The organism is Paraburkholderia phytofirmans PsJN (assembly GCF_000020125.1).
Lineage (GTDB): Bacteria > Pseudomonadota > Gammaproteobacteria > Burkholderiales > Burkholderiaceae > Paraburkholderia > Paraburkholderia phytofirmans.
Genome location: NC_010676.1, coordinates 1,470,558 through 1,488,517, shown reverse-complemented (window position 1 = coordinate 1,488,517; position 17,960 = coordinate 1,470,558). Strand labels below are relative to the sequence as shown.

Below are 17,960 nucleotides of genomic sequence, written 5' to 3'. Positions count from 1 at the left end.
GCCACAAGGGGCGCCCCGGTTCACGCCGGTGCGCTCTTCGTGCATTCTTAAACTGCCAGATCCTCGCTCACCGACTTGCGCAAGCGCACCGGAATCGACTTCGACGCCGGCACCTGACTCGATTCCGCGTGATGCGAGAGGGGAATCAGGCGATTGCATTCCGGGTAGTAGCCCATGATGCAGCCGGGCGGAATGTCGAACGCGTGGACATGCATGCCGTCGACTTCGCGCGTCACGCCGTCGTTCGAGACGGTGGAGATGCACACCGCATCGCCCTCCGCGAAGCCGCGCTGCGTCATGTCGTCCTGATGCATGAGCAGCACGTTGCGGCTGCCGTACACGCCGCGGAAGCGGTCGTCGAGACCGTAGACGGTGGTGTTGAACTGGCTGTCGCCGCGGGCCGTCATCAGGCGCAGCACGTCGGGGCCTCGCGACGGCATGTCGGCGTCTTCGTCGAGCGTCTCGGGCACGATGAAATTCGCCTTGCCGCTTTCCGTCTTCCATTTGCGCTCGCAAGCCGCGAGGGGCCGGTGAAACCCGCCGGGTTCCCTGAAGCGCCGGTTGAAGTCCTTGAACTGATCCGGATAGGTGCGTTCGATCGCGTCGCGCACCAACGAGTAGTCGTCGACCCAGGCATCCCAGTCGATCTTCGGATTACGCGGCAGCAGCGCCTTTGCAAGACCGGCGACAATGGCGGGTTCCGACAGCAGCATGTCGCCGGCCGGCTCGGCGAGCCCGTGCGAGCCGTGCACGCAGGCCGTGCTGTCCTCCACACTGACCCATTGCTCGCCGCTCGCCTGACGGTCGATCTCGATGCGCCCAAGGCAGGGCAGCAGATACGCGACCTCGCCATGCAGCAGATGGCTGCGATTGAGTTTGGTGGCGATCTGCACCGTGAGCCGCAGACGCTGCCACGCGGGGTCCATCACGTGGTGATCGGGAATCGCCACCTGAAAATTGCCGCCCAGGCCGATGAACGCTTTGACTTTGCCGTCGAGCACGCCGCGGCAGGCTTCGACCGTGGTCATGCCTTTATTGCGCGGCGGCTCGAAGCCGTAGAGTTCCTTCAGCTTGTCGAGCGGCGCGAGTTCAGGCTTTTCCGTGATGCCGACCGTGCGCTGCCCCTGCACGTTCGAATGGCCGCGAATCGGGCAGATGCCCGCGCCCGGCCGGCCGATATTGCCGCGTAGAAGCAGCAGGTTCGAGAGCATCTGCACGTTGTGCACGCCGCTGCGATGCTGGGTGATGCCCATCCCGTAGAGAACCATCGCGGCATTCGCTTTTGCGTAGACACGTGCCGCGTTTTCGAGCGCGGCGCGGCTGAGGTCCGAGTGGCGCTCGATCTCTTGCCATGACGTGGCGCGCATCGCCTCGGCGAATTCGTCGAAGCCGTGCGTATGCTGCGCGATGAAGGCGGCGTCGAGCACGCGTGGCTCGCCGTTACGCTGCGCGTCGTCGTCCCACTCGATCAGCAGCTTGCAGAGCCCGGCAATCGCCGCCGCGTCGCCGCCGATCTTGACCTGATGATATTGCGTGCTGATCCGCGTGTCGGCCGGGGTGAGCATGTCGAGCGGCGACTGCGGATTCGCGAAGGTGACGAGCCCGCGTTCCTTGAGCGGATTAAAGGTGATGATCTCCACGCCGCGTTTGCGTGCATCCTGCAACTGATGCAGCATGCGCGGCGCGTTGGTGCCGGTGTTGTGGCCGAAGAACAGCATGCAGTCGGTGTGCTCGAAATCTTCGAGTTGCACGGTTCCGACCGGCACGCCGATCGTCTTGGGCAGGCCGACCGAAGTGCTTTCGTGACACATGTTCGAACTGTCCGGCAGATTGTTGGTGCCGTACAGGCGCGCCAGCAAGGCATACATGTACGACGTTTCCAGCGACGCGCGGCCCGACGCGTAGAACACCGCTTCGTTCGGATCTAGTGCTTGCAGTTCGCTCGCGATTTCGGTGAACGCATGTTGCCAGGTGGTCGGCACGTAGCGGTCGGTGGCGGAATCCCAGCGCATCGGCGTGGTCAGCCGGCCGCGCGATTCGAGTTCCAGGCCGCTCCATGCGCGCAATTCGCTCAGCGTATGGTTGGCGAAGAAGTCCGCGTCGACGCGTTTGCTGGTGATTTCCCACGCGGTCGCCTTCGCGCCGTTCTCACAGAATTCGAAAAGATGCGGGTCCGCGGGTTTGGCCCACGAGCAACTCACGCACGCGAAGCCGTCGGGCTTGTTCTGCTTGGCCAGAATGCGGCTGCCGTTCAGCGTCACGTGTTCCTGCACGAGGATCGACGCGACCGCTTTCACCGAGCCCCAGCCCCCGGCGGCGTTGCGATATGGCTTGATGGGTTCGCTGTCAGGCGTGCCGGATGTCTCTTTCGCTCCACTTCCGGGCGCGCTGTCGACGGTGTGATCGGTGCTCATGTTGACTCCTGGCGGGTTGCCGGTGCTTGCGCACCGCTTTAACCGAGACGTCCGCAATTACCGGACCACTGGATTAATTTGTGCTTACAACCATCCCGCCGAGCCTTCGCTGTGTTCGACCGTGTTGGGCATGCGCGTTGGACAAGCGTGTTGGACAGGATCACGCGGCGCTGACCGGCGGCGGCCTGGCAGGCGGATCGCCTTCGGGCGCACGATCCGGATCATTCGGCGGGACATCGTCAGGCGGTGGCGATGGATCGGGATCGCTCGTCGGGTGCGGCGCGTCGGGGTCGATTTCCGGCGGCATCGGGGTGTGCGGATGCAGACCCGGCATGCAACGCGTGTTCGTCATTGTCATCGTCTCCGTGGTGTGCTGCGTGTGCGTCACCATCAAACCGCAACCGGCATGCCACTGGCGCGAGCCGCCCGCAACGCGGGCGCGCCGTGTGGAACAGCTATTGCTCGACCATCGCAAGCGCGTACGCCACAGCGGTGGTAGGCGCCGCGATATCACACGGAACATGACGCACTGAAGTGCAGGGATAAGGGAAAGACAAATGGCGCGACATAAGGCCGACGTTGCCGACGACAACTTCGAGATTTACGCCAGCTATCACGGAACAGGCGACGGCCGTTACGTAGGTGGACTGAAGGTCGTCAGAAAAGCAGATCGAAAAATTCTGTTTCCATTCGATGGCGCGCCCGAAATCGGGCCCTACGCGACCGCCGACGAAGCGCGCCGCGCCGCAATCGACTATGGCCGGGAGATCGTGGCCGCGGATCGTGCGAGCCCTGAGAAGTGAGAGTATGTGCCGACTGGCGGCGTAAGCGCGCCGCCGGAGAGACCGATTGACTTATGGCATGCCGCCGAGCGACGGAGAAATCGTGCTGCCGCGGGCGGGGTCGTCGGGTTGTGCGTCAGGCAGGGTCGGTTGCGCCGAGAGTGGCGGATGGGTGCGGTAGCAACTGTCGATCGAAGAATCGGCGAGGCAGCGCTGGAATGCATCCGCGTCGTTCTTTTGCGCGAATGTGTACAAAGTGCGTTCGACTTGCACTTCGGTATCGGACACGCGAATCGTCGTCATCGTCATGAGGATCTCCTTTTTACAAATGTCGGTCCAGAGCTTCAGCGCATTTTCCGCAACGGCCGTGCCCAGCCGGCCGTTCACGTGAAATGAACGAGTTGACGGAGAGGGACCGGATGTTGCTGCATCGAACCTGTATTCGAGTTCACGAGGAGAGCCACATGCAGAACATCAAATCGCAGGACGAGCTGGACGCGTTGGTCACGGACGAGGTCAAACAGCGCAACAAGCCGAGCGGCGCGCACTATATCGAACCCAGCCCGCTTGGCATCGAGCCTGTCGAGCAGACCGGCGTCGATAAAGCGACCAATCCGCCGCGCTCGAACGAGCGCCCGGCACAAACCGCCGAAGTGCCCCTCGGCACCGACACGCATGCGGAGCCGCCCGGAGGCGGCGGACGTGAATCGCAGCACAAGGAATGAAGCGGCGTACGCTGGCTTGAAACTAGAAGCCAGGAACTGGAGGGAGAGATTCATGCAACACGAAAACGAACCGCTGAATCCCGGCGACGAAGCATCGCCCGATGCACCCGGCGTCGGCGAAGACACGTGCGCCACGTGTCGCGGCACCGGCACGGTGGACGGCAAACAATGCGCGATGTGCGGCGGCACGGGCAAGGTGCTGCAAGGCATCGGCGGCGGCTGACCCATATCCGGCTTGCGCGGCCCTCGACCGTCGCGGCGATGCCATGCGAGCCGGCGTAACCAGCGATCAATACCTCATATGTTTGCAAAATTCGTCCATCGTCACGGCAGCGCGTACAAACACGCCAGAAAAGAAGCGGATGCCAGGGCGGGCGCGCTTCATGCGGCCCTGAAAAGAACGCCCGAGCCGACGAGCAGAGTGTCTTCGACGCCGGCTTCAACGGAGCACTGCGATCTTCAGGACGCCAAGGAGCAAACCATGTTCAACGATTCAAAGCATGGATTCGACGCCGCGAAAACCGAGTACGAAGCCTTCATGCTCAAGCCGCACGACTGGGTGCCGAATAATCGCCACCTGCCTGTCGTGATCTACCGGCGCGCGCTCTTGCCGGAGAGCGGCGACCTCGCGGCCGCCTTCGAACTCCTTTTCGAAGGCAATGCATGGCCGCCGCAGTGGCGCGACGGCATTTTCGACTATCACCATTTCCACGCCACAGCGCATGAAATACTTGGCGTGACGGATGGCTCCGCGCAGGTGATCATCGGCGGTCCAGGCGGCAGAGTGGTGACGCTATCCGCCGGCGATGCGATCCTGCTGCCGGCCGGCACTGGCCACTGCCTGCAATCGTTCGCGCGGCATTTCCAGGTCGTCGCCGGCTATCCGGAGGGCCAGCAGTGGGACATCCGCCGCGAGGCGCTGACGCCGGACGAACTCGCGGCCATGGAGGCACTGCCTTTTCCGCCGCTGGATCCGATCGACGGCAAGCAAGGTCCGCTGGTCGAGCATTGGCTGCGCGCGGCTTGATGCAGGCGCGCGCCGTTTTCTTTTGCGTGTCCGCGCCGATCCGGACGGATTCCAAATCGCAAGCCCGCTGAAAGATCCGTTTCCCGCTGCAAGCCCGCCCCCATGCCGCGTGTAACGCTCCGTGCAGATTTGCGCGCATCGGCGCATCATCGTTGAGCCTCGCAGCGGTTCCTCATGCGTTCTTCCACGTAACACGGTTCGCCGGTGCGCCGACACGGTGCGTTCCGGCTTTCTCTTCAACCGCCGAACAAGGAGTGTCCCATGCAAAACGATCCCGCCCTCGATCAGCTGTGTATCAACACGATCCGCACGCTGTCGATGGACGCTGTGCAAAAGGCCAATTCCGGTCACCCCGGCACGCCGATGGCACTGGCACCTGTGGCCTATCATCTGTGGCAAAACCATCTTGTGTACGATCCCGACGAGCCGTTGTGGCCGAACCGCGACCGTTTCGTGCTCTCGGCGGGGCATGCGTCGATGCTGCTGTATTCGCTGCTGCATCTGGCCAATGTGAAAGCCGTGGACGACGCGGGCAGGCCCACCGGCGCGCCCGCCGTCTCGCTGAACGACATCGAGCATTTCCGTCAGATCGACAGCAATACGCCGGGGCACCCCGAGTACCGCATGACTACCGGCGTCGAGACCACCACCGGCCCGCTCGGCCAGGGACTCGGCAACAGCGTCGGCATGGCGATGGCGGGGCGCTGGTGCGAGAGCCACTTCAACAAGCCGGATGCGCAGCTCTTCGACCATCGCGTCTACGCGCTATGCGGCGACGGCGACATGATGGAAGGCATCTCGCATGAAGCGGCCTCGCTCGCCGGGCATCTGAAACTGTCCAATCTGATCTGGATCTACGACAGCAACCGCGTGACGATCGAAGGCCACACGGACCTCGCGTACAGCGACGACGTGGAAACCCGGTTCCGCGGCTACAACTGGCATACGCTGCGCGTGAACGACGCCAACGACGCCGCCGCGCTCGAAGCCGCTATCGTCGAGGCGAAAAGCATTACCGACAGGCCGACGCTGATCGTCGCGCATAGCATTATCGGCTGGGGCTCGCCGCACAAGCAGGACACGTCGTCGGCGCACGGCGAAGCGCTCGGCGTCGATGAAGTGGCGCTCACCAAGAAGGCGTACGGCTGGCCCGAGGACAAATTCTTCTATGTGCCCGACGGCGTGCACGAGCGCTTCGCGGCGGGCATCGGCGCGCGCGGCAAGGCGGCGCGCGAGGCGTGGCAGGCGCAGTACGACGCCTACAACAAGAAGTACCCGGAACTCGCGCGTGAATTCGCGCAGATGGAAGCACACGAATTGCCGGCGGGCTGGGACAGCGACATCCCCACGTTCGATGCCGACCCGAAGGGCGTCGCGTCACGCGATTCGTCGGGCAAGGTGCTCAACGCGATTGCCGCGCGCGTGCCGTGGATGATCGGCGGCGCCGCCGATCTCTCGCCGTCCACCAAAACCAACCTGAAATTCGAGGGCGCGGGCAGCTTCGAGCACGATAGCTACGGCGGCTGCAATCTGCACTTCGGCATTCGCGAACACGCGATGGGCGCGGCGGTGAACGGCCTCGCGCTGTCGAATCTGCGTCCCTTCGGCTCCACGTTCCTGATTTTCAGCGACTACATGAAGCCGCCGATCCGCCTCTCGGCCATCATGGAAGTGCCGTCCATCTTCGTGTTCACGCACGATTCGATCGGCGTGGGCGAAGACGGTCCGACCCATCAGCCGATCGAGCAACTGGCTTCGCTACGCGGCGTGCCGGGGCTCACCGTGCTGCGCCCGGGCGATGCCAACGAAGTCGCCGAGGCCTGGCGTGCGGCGCTGTCGGATCCGCGGCGGCCGTCGTGCATCGTGGTGTCGCGCCAGGCGTTGCCCACCTTGGACCGCAGCCGCTATGCCGCCGCCAGCGGCACGCGGAAGGGCGCTTATGTGCTCGCCGATGCAGCCGACGGACAGAAGCCGCAAGTGATCCTGATGGCGACAGGCAGCGAACTCTCGGTGTGCGTCGACGTGTACGAGAAGCTCAAGGGCGAGGGCATCGCGGCGCGAGTGGTGTCGATGCCGTCGTGGGACATCTTCGAGCGCCAGGACGAGGCGTATCAGGAATCGGTGTTGCCGTCGGACGTGCACGCGCGTGTCGCCGTCGAGCAGGCTGCCTCGCTTGGCTGGGACCGCTATGTGGGCCGCCTCGGCGCGCAGGTGGTAATGCATACGTTCGGCGCGTCCGCGCCGCTCGCCGATCTGAAGAAGAAGTTCGGCTTCACGCCTGAGCATGTGTATGAGGCGGCGAAGCAGCAGATCGAGCGGGTGAAGTCGAAGCGCAGCCCAGAATAAAAGGTGCGAAAAGGTGCTTAATGAAAAACCGGCGGCTCGATGAGAGCCGCCGGTTTTTTTACGCCACCCGGCAAATCCGCGAACCCGCACATCCGCTGGCCGCTGCCATCGCGCGATCAATTCGCCGGGATCGTCACCACCGGCGCCTTGCTGCTTGTGTCGGCCTCGGCCAGCGCCATCAGATTCTGCACGACCGTAAAGGCATATTTCGAGTCGAAGTCGTTGCGATCGACCCAATACGTCGACGGTCCATAGGCGATCATCACGTAAGCATTATCAGGCGGAGTCTTGCCCGAATGCACGATGATGGTCGGCCGCGTCTCGCCGCCGATCAGGCCGACGGTCGGCTTGGTCGAGCCATCGCTGATACGCTCGACCGGCACCTGCACCTGAGCGCCGAGATCGGAAAGGATACCGAGCACCGAGCGTGTCACCATCGGAATCCTGTCGCCCTTTTGCGATGCCGAAGACGGCCCGTAGACGATCTCATACGTCCTTGTGTTCGACGACAGATGCAGCAGTTTGCGCACGCGCGCAAGATCGGCCGCCGTGGCCGGCGACTCGCCGCTGGTGGTCGCGCCCATCACCAGATACACGCTCATCGCGCCGCTTTTGCCGTCCGCCTGACGCGACTCGACGTTAAGTTCGCCGGCCAGTTGCAGACGCCGTAGCGCTTGCAGCAATTCGAAGAACCCGGGCGCGCCCGCGCTGTTTTCGCCGCCGAGGGCGTTGCCGTTCTGCAAGCCGCCCACTGATTGCGCGGTGATGCGCAACAACAGATCGATCGGAATGCCGCCTTCGGCAAGCGGCAAGACCAGCGACGGCGCAAGCGGGCGAATGTAGGCCGAAGCAAAGGCTTCGCCCGTGGTCGGCGTGAAGGTGAAGGTGGGGTGATTCGAATAGGACGCGCCGCCGGTGGCGAGCGCGTAGTTCGGCTGACTGCCGGAGCCGACGTTGGCCGTGGCGCCCGCGGTGGCATCGAACGTATAGGCGGCGATGATGCTGCTGACCGTCAGGAACGCGGGCGCGTCGCCGTAACGCAACCCGACCACGGCCGCCAGAATCTCGCGTTTCTTCGCATCGCCGAGGGCGCGCGCATAGTCGACCTGGTCGGCTTTGAGGCGGGATGGTCCGATATGCACGCAAGCGGAAGTGAGGCAGGCCGCGCACAATGCCGCGGCAACAGAAGCGGTTCTGATCATGGAACGGGAAGAGCGGTGCGTTATCCGCTGAAGAATGGGCCCGCAACGGCGGTAGCAGGCCCTATTCCCGAACTGCGCCGCGTGGCCGCTTTTTATCGTTTCGTCCTATAAATAGCGGCCTTTGCTCGATGACGGCGATCCGCAGAGGCGCGCAGGATTTGCGATTGATTTGCAAGATTTGCAGAAAACGCGCCCCTGGTCGTCAGGCTTACGCGGAACCGTCCAGCGCATTTGCGGGCGTGTCCGCTGAAACGTCGCGCATTCCGTCGAGCGTGTTGCGATAGGCGCGCGATTGCATTTCGGCTAGGCGGCTCAGCGTGCGCGACAGATCGTGCGCGCCTTCCAAACCGCTGAGTGCCGCCTCGATCGGTTCATCGGACGCGATGAACAGCGCACGCTTGCGGTCGTAGAAGATATCGACCAGCCAGATCAGCCGTTGCAGTGTGTGGGACGTGCTCAGCCACTCCGTGCGCAGATTGTCGAGGATCAGACCATGCCACTGCTCGGCCAGATCCAGATAGTCGAGATGCGAGCGGCTCGCCACGCACAGATTCTCGAAGTCCGCCCACAGCAAGGCCGCACCCGCCGCGCGTGCGGCAAGCGGGCGGCCGGCCGCGTTCACCGTGACCGGATCCAGCGTTTCGCTGCCTTCATAGCGCACGAAAATCCGCAGCAAGGTTTCCCGGGTGGCGGCATCGAGCGGCGCGAAGAAATGCGGCACTTGCGCTTCTTCGCCGCCGAAACGGTAGTCGCGCGCGCCGTCGAAATGAATCACGGTGAAGCAGCGCTCGATCTGTTCGATGGTCGGCAGAAAACGCTCGTGAAACTCCGGGTCTGACAGCAGGCCTTCCGGCGCGTAGTTCGAGGTGAGCACGATACGTGTGCCGAGACCGATCGCGGTATCGAGAAAGCGGCCCATCAGGAATGCGTCGGCGATATCGTGCACATGGAATTCGTCGAAGCACAGCAGTTCGATACCGTCGAGCCATTGCCGCGACACCGAGCCGAGCCGGTCGTCGCCGCGCGGCTCGCTCACGAGCCGCCGGTTCATCTCACGCAGAAATTCGTGGAAATGCAGACGCCGCTTGCGGCAGGTTGCCAGCTCGAACACCGTATCGACCACCAGACTCTTGCCGCGCCCGGGCAGCCCATAGCAATACACGCCCTGATGCTGCGGTGTCGGATCGGAACTCGCGCGCTGTCCGCTCGCGTCGAGCAATGTGACGAGCGCGGCGATCGCTTCGCGCTGGCTCGCGTCGGGCACGATGCCGCGCGAAGCCAGGGTGCGCGTGACCTGAGCGTCGTCAAGCATGGGCAGGCGTGCCGGTGCGTGGCGAAATGGTTTCGCAAGTGAGGAGGGCGGCGGTGTCGATAAACATAAAGGAAGGGCGGTGGGCGAAAATCGCGTCAGTTTAACAAGGCGCGTTCATCGCTCATACCCGCTGCCGGCTCAACACCCGCTGCAACTCGCCTGGATCGACCGGCTTCGTGAAGTGATGGTCGAAGCCCGCGGCGAGAGCCGTCTGCTTGTCCTGTTGCTGGCCCCAGCCGGTGACGGCGATCAGCACAATGCCCGCGTCCGGATAATCCTGGCGAATCCGCCGCGCCACTTCATAGCCGTTCAGTTGCGGCAAGCCGATGTCGAGTATCACCGCCTGCGGCTCGAATGCGCCAATCAGTTCGAGACCGGCAAGACCGTCGCCGGCCGTGCGCACCTCATGGCCTTCGAGTCCGAGCACCATCGCGAGGCTTTCGGCGGCGTCCGCATTGTCGTCGACGATCACGACTCGCAGGCCGCCCGCGTGCGGCACCTCGACCGGCGCGCTATCGGACGGCTGCATTGCGGCTTTCGTCACCGGCAGCCGGATCACGAATTCGCTGCCTTTGCCGGGACCGTCACTGAAGGCCGCAACCGTGCCGCCATGCAGTTCCGCGAGGCCGCGCACCAGCGCGAGGCCGATGCCGAGTCCGCCTTGCGAGCGGTCCAACGCCGGCGCGAGTTGCGAGAACATTTCGAACACGCTGTTCAGATGCTCGGCCGGAATGCCGATGCCGGAATCGCGCACGACGATCACCGCCTCGTCGCCGTCGCGTTCCGCCGCGAGTGAAATGGTGCCGCCGGGCGGCGTGTACTTGGCGGCGTTGTTCAGCAGATTCAGGATCATTTGCGACAGGCGCGTGGGATCGGCGACCAGATAGAGCGGCTCGCGGGGCAGCGTCACGCTCAGATGGTGCGACGAGGCCTGCACGGTCGGCCGCGCGGCTTCCATGGCCGACTGCATCGCACGCGCCAGTTCAAGACGTTGTTTGCGCAACTCCAGCTTGCCCTGCGTGATACGCGAGACTTCCAGCAGGTCGTCGACCAGATGCGTCATGTGCTGGAGTTGCCGGTCGAACACGTCGCGCGACCAGCTTAACTGCGGATCGGCGAATTCCTTCAGGCGCAGAATCTCGAGCACGTTGCGCATCGGCGCGAGCGGATTGCGCAGTTCGTGTGCGAGCGTGGCGAGGAATTCGTCCTTGCGGCGATCGGCCTTCGAGAGTTCGAGATTCAGCCGCGTGAGTTGCTGTTCGGCATGCCGGCGGCCGGTAATGTCGCGATTGATGCTGACCGCGCCGTAGATATCGCCGCGCGCGTTGGCGAGCGGCTTGATCACGGTCTCGCACACGCCGCGCGAACCGTCGCGCCGCACGAATGGCAATTCGCCGCGCCAGGTGCCTTCGGCGGCGAGGGCGGCAAGTGCTTCGCGGCGAATGTTCAGTGTCTCTTCCGGCGGGAGGAAGAGCGCGACCGGCTTGCCGAGAATCTCGCGCATGCGATAACCCAGCATGCGTTCGCCGCCCACGTTGAAGTCGGTGATATTGCCGCGCAGATCGGTGATCACAATCGCGTCGCTCAGGTGCTCGAAGATTGCCGCCTGACGCAGCAGGACCGTCTGCGCTTCCTTGCGTTCGGTGATGTCGATGCCGAGGCCGTAGATCGTCAGCGGCTCGCCGTGGCGGTCGTAAGTGGCGCGCCCGCGGCCTTCCATCCAGCACCAGTCGCCGCTCGCGTGCAGAAAGCGGAACTCGGCGACATAGTCGTCGCCGCTTTCCACCGCGTGGTCCACTGCCTCGTTCAGCGCGATCAGATCGCCTGGATGAATCAGTTCGAAAAAGCCGCCGGGCGTGTCGGCAAAACGGCCTTCGGCGTAGCCTGCGAGCGCTTCGAGTTCGCGGCTCCACCAGAACTTGCCCGATTTCGGCTCGTGCGACCACGCGCCCATGCGCGCGCCGCGCATGGCGAGACTCAGCACGTCGCGGCTTTCCTGCAGTTCGCGCTGCGCGCGCTGATGCGCGGCCACGGACGCCTCGGCATTGCGCCGCGCGAGCAGCAGCTCCTGCTCGTACTTATGACGGTCGGCGACGATCAGCACCGCTACTTCGAGGTAAGTCACGTCGCCATGACAGTGGCGCACCGCGTTGAGCAGCATCGGCACCATGTGGCCGTCGCGATGCGCCATGTTCAGCTTGACCTCGGCCACTGAACCCTGCATTTGCAGAAGCGGCGCCCAGTGCGTTTGATAGAACACCTTGCCGCCGGCGCTCAGCAGATCCTGGATATGCCTCGCCCCGGTAAGTTCCGCGCTCTCATAGCCGAGCCAGCCGCAGAAGGTCGCGTTCACGCGCAGGATGCGGCCGTCGGCATCGGTGACGAGCAGGCCGCAAGCGGCGTGCTCGAACAACGCATCGGCTGAGGGCAGCGGGCGGTCCGTGTTGTGCATCGTGCTACAGGCTCATCTGCCCGAGAAAGGCGTTCATCGCGTCCGCGCTCGCGCTCGGTGAACTCAGATGCGGACAATGGCCGATGTTCTCGATGATATGCAGCGTGCTGCCAGGGATCATGCGGTGCAGGTATTCGCCGACCACGCGCGGCGCGATGATGTCGTCGCTACATTGCAGAATCAGCGTGGGCGTGGTGGTGCGCGAGAGTATCGCGCGATGGTCGGAGAGAAACGTGACACGCGCGAATTGCCGCGCGATCTCGGGATCGGTGCGGCAGAAACTGTTGGTCAGTTCGACGCCAAGCTCCGGTTGCTCCGGCGCGCCCATGATGGCCGGCGCCATGGTGCTCGACCAGCCGAGGTAGTTGCTTTCGAGCGTGCGCAGCAGATCTTCGATGTCTTCGCGCGAAAAGCCGCCGACGTAGTCGCCGTCGTTCACGTAACACGGCGACGGCCCCACCATGATCAGCGCGGAGAAAAGCTGTGGCGCCTTGAGGCTCGCGATCAGCCCGATCATCGCGCTGACCGAGTGACCGACGAACACTACCGGGCCCTCGGCAACTTCACGGATGATCTCGATCAGGTCGCTGGCGTAGCCGTACAGCGAGTCGTATTTGTCGATGTCGTAGGCGCTCAGATCCGACGAGCCGCTGCCGACGTGATCGAACAGCACGGTGCGGTATTCGTCATGAAACGACGGTGCAAGCAAGCGCCACATGCTTTGATCGCAACCGAAGCCGTGCGCCAGCACCATGGTGCGTTTGCCGTTGCCGGAAATCTGTAGGTTGTTGCGCTGGGTGATGCTCATCGTGGGTCCTGAAGCCTGCCGGGTCGAAGCGGCGGTTATGCCAGGCGTGCGCCTCGGCCGGTATTCAACGGAATGTTACAGCAGTCTTGCCGCGAGACCTCGTTGCCGGCCAATAACGCGCATCGCGGCGAGCGCTCAAGTGGTCTTTATGTCAGGCTGCGGCGCCTGAAGCGGCTCGAGCCCGAAGCGTTCGTATTGCGAAATCACTTGCGCCCCGAGCAGCAGCAAGGTCGCAAGCCATTCCAGGCTGAACAGGATGACGATGGCCATGGTCAGCGACCCATACACCACGCTGACCTGCGAGAGCGTAGCGAAGTACCAGACCAGCACATGCCGCGTGATCTCCCACAACACGGCGGCGACCACGCCGCCGAACAGCGCATGTTTGAGCGAAGGACGACCGACCGGCATCACCAGATAGATCGAGGTCAGCACGAAGACCTCGCCCGCGAGGCCGAGCAAATACAACACGACACGCGAGAGTCCCTGCAACGAAACATGCAGGCCGAACAGATCGATGCCTTCGGCGCCGATCGCTTCGAGTCCGCTCGAGACGAAGGTGACGATCAGGATGCCGACGCCGAGACACAGAATGTAGCAATACGGCAGCATCGCCGAGAGCAGGAAGTGCCGCCGCCGAACCACCACGCGGTGGACGAAAATCAGCGACATCGCGTTCTCGAGCACGGTGAAAGCGAGCGAACTGAAGAAGATCATCGTCAGCAGCAGGACCCAGCCGATCACCGCGCGATGCGAGAGAAAATTGGCCAGCTCGTGCACCAGCGCATTCGACTGGCCCGGCACCAGCCATTGCAACAGATGCGCAAGCGCGGCGAGCAACACATGCTGTGGCACAAAGCGCGACAGGGCAATCACGATCAGGATCATGAGCGGTACGATCGACAACAGCGCGTAATACGCTACCGCGCCCGCAAGCAGCAGCCCCTGGTTGGCGCGAAATGCCTTCAAGGTTTGCAGCGCGAATGCACCGGGATGCTTCGCCACATATAACGCGTGGTCATCGATGATGGTTTGCATGGGACCTCTCAGCGCGCGTGGCTGGCCTGCCGGACTGCTGGCCTTGCCGATGCGCTTGCCTTGTTGCTCGTGCATACTCAAGCAAGAATACAGCCACGCTCACCTTGCCGTTTGTCTTCGGTATTCCGAGTGACTGGCAGGTGCCAGGAATGCAGTTTGCTTGGCGGCTGTATCGAGGTGGCACGCGGTTGCATCCGCCTGCTGCACCACGCCCGCTTTTCATCGGAACCAGCATTGACTATAGCCTCTGACGCATCAGATCTCGCGGACCTCGTGGTGGCGCGGCCGGAGGGATTGTATTGTCCGACTGGCGACTTCTATATCGATCCGTGGCGTCCCGTCGAACGCGCGGTGATCACGCATGCCCATTCCGACCACGCGCGCTTTGGGCACCGGCACTACCTCGCTTCGCAAGCAGGGGCCAATGTGCTGCTGTCGCGTTTGCCCGGCATATCATTGCAAACCCTGGCGTATGGCGAGCGCCTCGATCTCAACGGCACCACCGTGTCGCTGCATCCCGCAGGGCATGTGCTCGGCTCCGCGCAAGTGCGGATCGAGCATCGCGGTCGCGTGTGGGTCGCCTCGGGCGACTACAAGCTCGACCCCGACCCGACCTGCGATGCCTTCGAGCCGGTTCGCTGCGACACCTTCATTACCGAGTCGACCTTCGGCCTGCCGATCTACCGGTGGGACGCGCCGCAAACCATCTTCGACGGCGTCGATTCGTGGTGGCGTCATAACGCAGCCGAAGGACGCGCTTCCGTACTGTTTTGCTATTCGTTCGGCAAGGCGCAGCGCGTGCTCGCGAGTGTCGATGCGGGCATTGGGCCGATTTTCTGTCACGGCGCCGTGGAGCCGCTCAATCGCGCGTATCGCGACGCCGGCGTGCAGTTGCCGCCGGTGCGGCCCGTGAGCGAGATACCGGTCAAGGACAAGGCGGCGTTCCGCCAGGCATTGATCGTGGCGCCGCCGTCCGCTCAAGGCAGCGCATGGCTCAAGCGCTTTGGCGACTATAGCGATGCGTTCGCGTCAGGCTGGATGCGTCTGCGCGGCGCGCGTCGCAGACGCGGTGTCGACCGTGGCTTCGTACTGTCGGATCACGCCGATTGGCCCAGCCTGCAAACGGCCATTCAGGCGACGGGCGCCGAACGCGTGATCGTCACGCACGGTTCGGTGGAACCGATGGTGCGATGGTTGCGCGAGCAAGGCCTCGAGGCGGGCGCATTTGAAACGCAATACGGCGACGATACAGTCGAAGCCGATGCCGCGGGCGCGGATGAAACCGCCGCGACTGGCAGTGTGCCGCACGAGTTCGCGCAGGCCGCCGAGCGCGATGCCTCCACTGATGACACAGCCGCGGCCAACCCGTCGAGCCGCGTATGAAACGCTTCGCCGCCCTCTACACTGCGCTCGACGCAACCACGTCCACGCACGACAAACTCGAAGCGCTTACCAGCTACTTCGCCGTGGCCGAACCGGAAGACGCCGCGTGGGCGTCGTATTTTCTCGCCGGCGGCAAACCGCGCCAATCGGTGCCGACGCGTCTGCTGACCGAGATCGCCCGCGAGCGTGCCGGCTTGCCCGCATGGTTATTCGAAGAGTCTTATCACGCAGTGGGCGATCTGGCCGAAACCATCGCCCATATCCTGCCGCCCGCGCAACGCAGTTCGGAATTGGGTCTCACGCAATGGATCGAGCAACGCGTGCTCACTCTGCGTGGCGTGTCGCCGGAAGAGTTGCGCACGCGTTTGCTCAGCTACTGGGACGAACTCGATTGGGGCGGCCGTTTCCTGCTGACCAAACTGATCGGCGGCGGGTTTCGGGTGGGCGTTGCGCGGCAACTGGTGGTGAGGGCGCTCGCGGAAGTCGCGGGTGTCGATCATAAGCGGATCGCGCAGCGCATGGTCGGTTGGACCGACTCGCAGCAGAAGCCCGATGCCGCGCGCTATCTGCGTTTGATCGCACCGGAGGCAACAGGCGATGAGACGCAGGCCGGAGATCATCCACACGAGAGCGACCTCGGCCTGCCGTATCCGTTCTTTCTCGCGCATCCATTGCAAGCCGATCCGGCGACGCTCGGCGATCCGTCGCAATGGCAGATCGAATGGAAGTGGGATGGGATTCGCGCGCAACTCGTCAAACGTGGCGGGCGTGTCTGGCTATGGTCACGCGGCGAGGATCTGATCACGGATCGCTTCCCAGAAGTAGCGGCGTTGGGTGAGGCCTTGCCGGATGGTTTCGTGGTCGACGGAGAAATTCTCGCGTGGGAACGCGGCGACATGGCGCCATTGCCGTTCGCGCGCTTGCAACCGCGCATTGCCCGCAAAACGCTGACTAAAAAAATCCTCGCCGATTCGCCGGCTACGCTGCTTGCCTACGATTTGCTCGAAGCGCGCGGCCAGGACCTGCGCATGACGCCGCTCGTCGAGCGGCGCGCACGACTGGAGGCGCTGGCTGTTTCAATCGAAGGCACGCTCGCGCAAGATCTGCTGCGCGTGTCGCCACTGGTTGATGCAGTGGACTGGCAGGCGCTTGCTGCGTTACGTGACGAGAGCCGCGCGCGTGGCGTGGAAGGGCTCATGGTCAAGCAACGCGAATCGATGTACGGCGTGGGCCGCACCAAAGCCTCCGGCACGTGGTGGAAATGGAAGATCGATCCGTATGCAATCGATGCGGTGTTGCTCTACGCACAACGCGGCCACGGCCGCCGTGCAAGTCTCTACACCGATTTCACTTTCGCGGTATGGGACGAGGCGAACGGCGTACGCACGTTGGTGCCGTTCGCGAAAGCTTATTCCGGTCTAACCGACGAAGAAATGCGCCAGGTGGACGCGATCGTGCGCAAGACCACGATCGAAAAATTTGGCCCCGTGCGCAGCGTCACGCCCACGCTGGTCTTCGAAATTGGCTTCGAAGGCATTCAGGCGAGTCCCCGTCATAAGTCCGGCGTAGCGGTGCGTTTTCCGCGCATGCTGCGCTGGCGGACCGATAAACATATCGACGACGCCGATACGTTGGCGATGCTAAAGGGCTTCATCGACGATCGTGCGGGATAACCCGCTGAGTACAAATCCCTAAAAAGGTGCAGGGTTTTTAGTCAGCGGCATTTTATTGCCTGAGCTAAGGTGATGAGGTAGGGCGTACGTCGCGAAGGCGACGCAACTGGAAAACCATCGTCTGGCAAACGATGAGTTTTGTTCGCGTGTCAGGAGCGAATCTTGCACGCAGGTTCCGAAGTGCCCGCGAGTGGCACGCGCAAATGCCAAGGAGAAGAGGGTGACGTTCGACGACCGGATGGACGATAACGAAGACGTCGTAGTGTGGCGGCCTATTCAGTACGCGATGGCATCGCACCGGCGCGTCCTCGTGGTGGACGATTACCAGGAAGCGGCAGAGGCATTGCAGATGTTGCTGGTGGCCGACGGCTTCGAGTGCCGGGCGCTGGAGGACCCTTTTGCCGTTTGCGAAATGGCGCGTGAGTGGCAGCCGTTCGCGGTCGTTCTGGACATCAAGATGCCGGGGCTGGATGGCCTTGAACTGGCCCGGCGCCTGCGCGCCCATCCTTCGACTTCGCATATGTTGCTGGTCGCGTGTACAGCGTTTGCCTCACGTGACGACCGCGCACGTGCGAAAGCCGCTGGTTTCGACGCGCATTGCGCGAAGCCGCTGACGCCTGAGCGTCTGTTGCGGGTGCTTGAATCGGCGGCGGCGCTGCACGCGGCCGGTCCGTCGTAAAGGCTGCGCGCGGTTTGAAAGAAATTCCCCATTCAGCAATAGTGGAATTCGCCGCGAATCGAGCGCTGAGCGGCACGCCAATTATTTAGGTTAATTGAATATATTGTTCGTGCCGAACG

16 protein-coding genes are annotated in these 17,960 nt (G+C 63.4%); 8 read left to right on the top strand and 8 right to left on the bottom strand.

What is annotated here, in order from left to right; all coding sequences use genetic code 11:
• Positions 1-47: 47 nt before the first annotated feature.
• Positions 48-2,414, bottom strand: a complete 2,367-nt coding sequence (locus BPHYT_RS26365; RefSeq protein ID WP_012427173.1) for an FdhF/YdeP family oxidoreductase — start codon at positions 2,412-2,414, stop codon at positions 48-50.
• Positions 2,415-2,574: 160 nt separating this feature from the next.
• Entirely contained in the window at positions 2,575-2,766 is a 192-nt protein-coding gene (locus BPHYT_RS26360) for a hypothetical protein (protein ID WP_238535751.1), read from the bottom strand.
• A gap of 205 nt (positions 2,767-2,971) precedes the next feature.
• Here BPHYT_RS26360 and BPHYT_RS26355 point away from each other — a divergent pair, with 205 nt between their 5' ends.
• Positions 2,972-3,217 (top strand): DUF6723 family protein, encoded by a 246-nt coding sequence (locus BPHYT_RS26355; protein WP_012427171.1) that lies wholly within the window; start codon positions 2,972-2,974, stop codon positions 3,215-3,217.
• A gap of 51 nt (positions 3,218-3,268) precedes the next feature.
• On the opposite strand, the gene BPHYT_RS26350 is transcribed toward BPHYT_RS26355, so the two are convergent.
• Complete coding sequence (locus BPHYT_RS26350) at positions 3,269-3,505, bottom strand: hypothetical protein (RefSeq protein ID WP_012427170.1); 237 nt, start codon at positions 3,503-3,505, stop codon at positions 3,269-3,271.
• 155 nt (positions 3,506-3,660) lie between these two features.
• Between BPHYT_RS26350 and BPHYT_RS26345 the strand changes: the two genes are divergently transcribed.
• The 4 genes from BPHYT_RS26345 (at position 3,661) to tkt (ending at position 7,294) form a co-directional block, all read left to right on the top strand.
• Positions 3,661-3,921, top strand: coding sequence for a hypothetical protein (locus BPHYT_RS26345; protein WP_012427169.1), 261 nt, complete (start codon positions 3,661-3,663; stop codon positions 3,919-3,921).
• 52 nt (positions 3,922-3,973) lie between these two features.
• Positions 3,974-4,144, top strand: coding sequence for a hypothetical protein (locus BPHYT_RS38795; protein WP_012427168.1), 171 nt, complete (start codon positions 3,974-3,976; stop codon positions 4,142-4,144).
• Positions 4,145-4,402: 258 nt separating this feature from the next.
• The gene (locus BPHYT_RS26340) at positions 4,403-4,948 is read left to right on the top strand and encodes a cupin domain-containing protein (protein WP_012427167.1); all 546 of its coding nucleotides are present in this window, start codon (positions 4,403-4,405) and stop codon (positions 4,946-4,948) included.
• Between the two features lie 261 nt (positions 4,949-5,209).
• Positions 5,210-7,294 carry a transketolase gene (tkt, locus tag BPHYT_RS26335; RefSeq protein ID WP_012427166.1) on the top strand — a complete coding sequence of 695 codons (2,085 nt, stop codon included), beginning with the start codon at positions 5,210-5,212 and terminating at the stop codon, positions 7,292-7,294.
• Between the two features lie 116 nt (positions 7,295-7,410).
• Here tkt and BPHYT_RS26330 read toward each other — a convergent pair whose 3' ends face one another.
• The 5 genes from BPHYT_RS26330 to BPHYT_RS26310 all read right to left on the bottom strand — a co-directional run bounded on the left by BPHYT_RS26330 (position 7,411) and on the right by BPHYT_RS26310 (position 14,106).
• Positions 7,411-8,496, bottom strand: a complete 1,086-nt coding sequence (locus tag BPHYT_RS26330) for a hypothetical protein (protein ID WP_012427165.1) — start codon at positions 8,494-8,496, stop codon at positions 7,411-7,413.
• A 208-nt stretch (positions 8,497-8,704) separates the two neighbouring features.
• A complete protein-coding gene (zapE, locus tag BPHYT_RS26325) occupies positions 8,705-9,808 on the bottom strand; it encodes a cell division protein ZapE (protein ID WP_012427164.1) in 1,104 nt (367 codons plus the stop codon).
• Positions 9,809-9,929: 121 nt separating this feature from the next.
• Positions 9,930-12,260 carry a hybrid sensor histidine kinase/response regulator gene (locus BPHYT_RS26320; protein WP_012427163.1) on the bottom strand — a complete coding sequence of 777 codons (2,331 nt, stop codon included), beginning with the start codon at positions 12,258-12,260 and terminating at the stop codon, positions 9,930-9,932.
• Positions 12,261-12,264: 4 nt separating this feature from the next.
• Positions 12,265-13,068, bottom strand: a complete 804-nt coding sequence (locus tag BPHYT_RS26315; protein ID WP_012427162.1) for an alpha/beta fold hydrolase — start codon at positions 13,066-13,068, stop codon at positions 12,265-12,267.
• Positions 13,069-13,203: 135 nt separating this feature from the next.
• A complete protein-coding gene (locus tag BPHYT_RS26310) occupies positions 13,204-14,106 on the bottom strand; it encodes a YihY/virulence factor BrkB family protein (RefSeq protein WP_012427161.1) in 903 nt (300 codons plus the stop codon).
• 234 nt (positions 14,107-14,340) lie between these two features.
• Between BPHYT_RS26310 and BPHYT_RS26305 the strand changes: the two genes are divergently transcribed.
• The 3 genes from BPHYT_RS26305 to BPHYT_RS26295 all read left to right on the top strand — a co-directional run bounded on the left by BPHYT_RS26305 (position 14,341) and on the right by BPHYT_RS26295 (position 17,841).
• Positions 14,341-15,489 (top strand): ligase-associated DNA damage response exonuclease, encoded by a 1,149-nt coding sequence (locus BPHYT_RS26305; protein WP_012427160.1) that lies wholly within the window; start codon positions 14,341-14,343, stop codon positions 15,487-15,489.
• Entirely contained in the window at positions 15,486-17,162 is a 1,677-nt protein-coding gene (locus tag BPHYT_RS26300) for an ATP-dependent DNA ligase (protein ID WP_012427159.1), read from the top strand. The genes BPHYT_RS26305 and BPHYT_RS26300 overlap by 4 nt, the downstream gene beginning before the upstream one ends.
• A 220-nt stretch (positions 17,163-17,382) precedes the next feature.
• A complete protein-coding gene (locus tag BPHYT_RS26295; RefSeq protein ID WP_012427158.1) occupies positions 17,383-17,841 on the top strand; it encodes a response regulator in 459 nt (152 codons plus the stop codon).
• Positions 17,842-17,960: the final 119 nt, after the last annotated feature.